Origin of the sequence: Kitasatospora sp. NPDC059817 (assembly GCF_042731835.1) — a bacterium.
Taxonomy (GTDB): Bacteria; Actinomycetota; Actinomycetes; order Streptomycetales; family Streptomycetaceae; genus Kitasatospora.
This window is the reverse complement of record NZ_JBHWIR010000102.1, coordinates 23,689-26,678: the sequence shown is the minus strand read 5'-3', so window position 1 is coordinate 26,678 and position 2,990 is coordinate 23,689. Positions and strand designations below refer to the sequence as shown.

The 2,990-nt window shown below is 73.9% G+C and carries 3 protein-coding genes; 2 read left to right on the top strand and 1 reads right to left on the bottom strand.

Annotation, left to right across the window (positions count from 1 at the left end; genetic code table 11):
• Positions 1–107 precede the first annotated feature (107 nt).
• Positions 108–1,193, bottom strand: coding sequence for a sensor histidine kinase (locus ACFV61_RS21770; protein ID WP_380493428.1), 1,086 nt, complete (start codon positions 1,191–1,193; stop codon positions 108–110).
• 485 nt (positions 1,194–1,678) lie between these two features.
• Between ACFV61_RS21770 and ACFV61_RS21765 the strand changes: the two genes are divergently transcribed.
• Positions 1,679–2,050 carry a tail fiber domain-containing protein gene (locus ACFV61_RS21765; RefSeq protein WP_380493427.1) on the top strand — a complete coding sequence of 124 codons (372 nt, stop codon included), beginning with the start codon at positions 1,679–1,681 and terminating at the stop codon, positions 2,048–2,050.
• A 275-nt stretch (positions 2,051–2,325) separates the two neighbouring features.
• On the top strand, positions 2,326–2,808 hold the full coding sequence (locus ACFV61_RS21760; protein WP_380493426.1) for a hypothetical protein: 483 nt from the start codon (positions 2,326–2,328) through the stop codon (positions 2,806–2,808).
• The last annotated feature ends 182 nt before the right edge of the window (positions 2,809–2,990 follow it).

The following is a 2,990-nucleotide window of genomic DNA, read 5'->3' as shown; positions in this document are numbered from 1 at the left end:
GGGCGGGGCGCGGGGCCCGGGCCGCGCCCTGGGGGTTGGGGGCGGCGCGGCCCCGGGGCGGCGGGGCCCGCCCCCCCGGGGCGCCCCGCGGGCCCCCCCCCCCACGGTCAGCCGGCCCTGGACGTCGTCTTGGTCGGCGGGGCCGCGATGACCGCCGAGAGGTGGAACCAGCCGGTCTCGCCCTCCTCCGCGGTCAGCCGTCCCCCGACGGCGAGCAACCGCTCCGTGAGGTTGCCGATGCCCCGGCCGCCGCCCGGCTCCGCCGGGACGCCCTCCGCCAGGACGCCGTCGTTGGACACCACCAGGCTCACGTCGCCGAGTTCGCCCCTGACGGCCCGGATCTCGCAGCGCCGTGCCGCGCTGTGCCGCAGCATGTTGGTGACGGCCTCGCGCGCCACCGTCGCCAGTACGGCGTCGTGCTCGGGCGGCAGGGTGCCGTAGGCCAGGTCGACCTCCACGCTGATGCCAGCCGCCCGCAACGCCGAGGCGGCGAAGCGGGTTTCCCGCGCCAACGACATCTGGAGGTCGCCGCTGGAGATCCACCGGGTGTCGGACATCGCCTGTCTCACCATCGCCAGCACCTCGGAGATCTCCGCCCGGGCGCGCCGCGGGTCCTCCAGGACGGTCCGCTCGGCGATCTGGCACTTCAGTGCTGCCACGGAGAGGCTGTAGCCGAGCAGGTCGTGCAGGTCCCGGGAGAAGCGCAGCCTCTCCTGGTCCACGGCGCGCTCCGCCAGCTCGGTGCGGGCCGCCCGCAACTCCGCGGTCAGGTCGGCCAGTCGGGCCACGCCGTAGACGACGATTCCGCCCGCGGCCGTGGAGACGCTCGCGTTGAGGCACTGCCCGACGTCGTCGCCCAGCGCCGCGTAGATCGGGTACTGGCCCGCCACCAGCAGGGTGAAGAGGATCCAGGACCTGGGTGCGGCGACGGTCAGGAGCATCGATCCGGCGAACGACCCGGGGATGCCGACCCACGCCCCGTCGAAGACCAGGAACGGCAGGTAGGTGATCACTCCGTGAGCGAGAAGGCTCCACGGCCACCACGGCCGCCTGTGGCGCCACGGGCCGGCGTGCAGGAGCTGAAAGCCGAGCAGGACCAAAAGGACTGTGATGGCGGCCAGTTGGTACGAGAAGCCGTCGCGGTTGCGGACGGTGGCCACGACCGAGGCGGCGAAGAACCCGAGGGCCGCCATGACCACGATGCCCTTGGCGAGGCGGGACAGGGGATCTCTCGGGGTTGGCCGTTCGCCTGACGACTCCGAGTGGCGATCGTCGCCCAGTCGGTACGCACCGTGACCCAATGAGAGCTCCCGAAAAGCGACTTGACCCGCCATGGGCGCACAGAAGGCCCGTCGTTTACCTCAAGGCCCCCCGTGCTTCCGACCGTGAGCATAGTTCCCGTCGGAAACCCGCCGTTGACATTCGACCCCGGCCTTGAAATCTGAGGCTCAACGCCGGTTGCTCCTGCCAACTCCCCCTGGGCTTCGTGCCGATCGGCCCTCGACGGGTCGGCCGGCGGCTCGGACAGGTGGTGCGGCGGTCGAATGCGGGTCCGGGCCGGGGCTTCACTCGATGGGGGGAAGCGTGGCGGCGGGATCCCCTATGTCCTGATTGTCGGACGCGGGCAGGTGGGGCGTTCGGGTGGGATGGGCGTCCCGATCGACTGGAGCCGCTGAGCATGGGCCTGTTCCGACGCTCCGGGAAGGCGGCCCGGACCGCCCCGGAGCACACCGAGACCGCCGACACCGCCGCCGTCGTCCCGGCCGGGGCGGTCAACGGCCATCAGGTACTGGAGACGGTCGCCGCCCTGCCCATCAGCACCTGGCGCTATCTGTGGGAGCCCGAACGGGTGCGGCACATCGGGCCGATGGCCCAGGACTGGCACGCCTCCTTCGACTTCCACCACGAGAACACCCGCGTGATCCCCGTCGTCGACGCCAACGGCATCGCCCTGGTCTGCATCCAGGCCCTGAACCGGCGCATCGACGAACTCGCCACCGAGGTCCAGCGCCTGCGCGAACTCACCCAGGGCGCCGAGTCGAGCCGGTGAGTGGGACGCGACCCCTGGCGGCTGCGGGTGGGATGCGGGGGGCGCGGGAGGGGCGTGCGGGAGGGGTGCGGAAGAGGGTGTGGGAACGGTAAGAGGCGGAACTGTCCGTCCACGCCCACCGTCCAAGCAGTGGACGGAATCCCGGCCCGGCCTGAACACCGGGAGGAGCGCGGAGGGGACCAGTGCAGCCAGGTGGTGCCGAACTGAACGTCGGATTCCCGGGTGGAAGCCGAGGCGGTGCGCCGGTCGTGCCACCCGCCCGGTGGCCCGGCCCAGTGCCGGCGGTCGATCAGCTCGAAGCCGCCGAGCGCTGCGAGACCCTGCTTCAGGACACCCTGGACGCCGTCCGGCCGGCGCCGGTCTGGCAGGGGGCGGCGCCCAGAGCGGGCGCGCGGCTGTCGCTGCCGGGGCGGGACCCGGACCTGCGCTGGTACGTCACCCGGGGGCGGGACATCCTCACCATCGTCTCGGCGGTCCGGCGGGCGGCACTGGTGGACGCGGTCGAGCGGCACTGGCGGCAGCGCGGCTGGACGATCACTTCGCTGAATGCCGGCCGGAGCCGCCCCGGGGTTGCCGCCGCCACCCTGGACGGTCATCAACTGGCGCTGGCATTCGGCGAGTTGGGTGAGGCCGGGCTGACCGCGAGCTCGCCCGGGGTGGCCCGCTCGGAGCGGCTGCCGTCACTGCAGGGCGCCGGCGGTCGCGGCCCGGCGCCGCTGCCGAACGTGTGCTGCCCGTACTGGAGCGCGATGGTCTAGCCGGCTGCGGAAGAGCCGGAAGAGCCGGAAGAAATGGAAGGCGCTGGACGCGGCTGAGGGCCGCGCACGCAGGGGAGGCGCGGGGGGGGGGGGGGGCCGCCCCCCCCCCCCCCCCCCCCCCCCCCCCCCCCCCCCCCGCCGCCCCCCCCCCCCCCCCCCCCCCCCCCCCCCCCCCCCCCCCC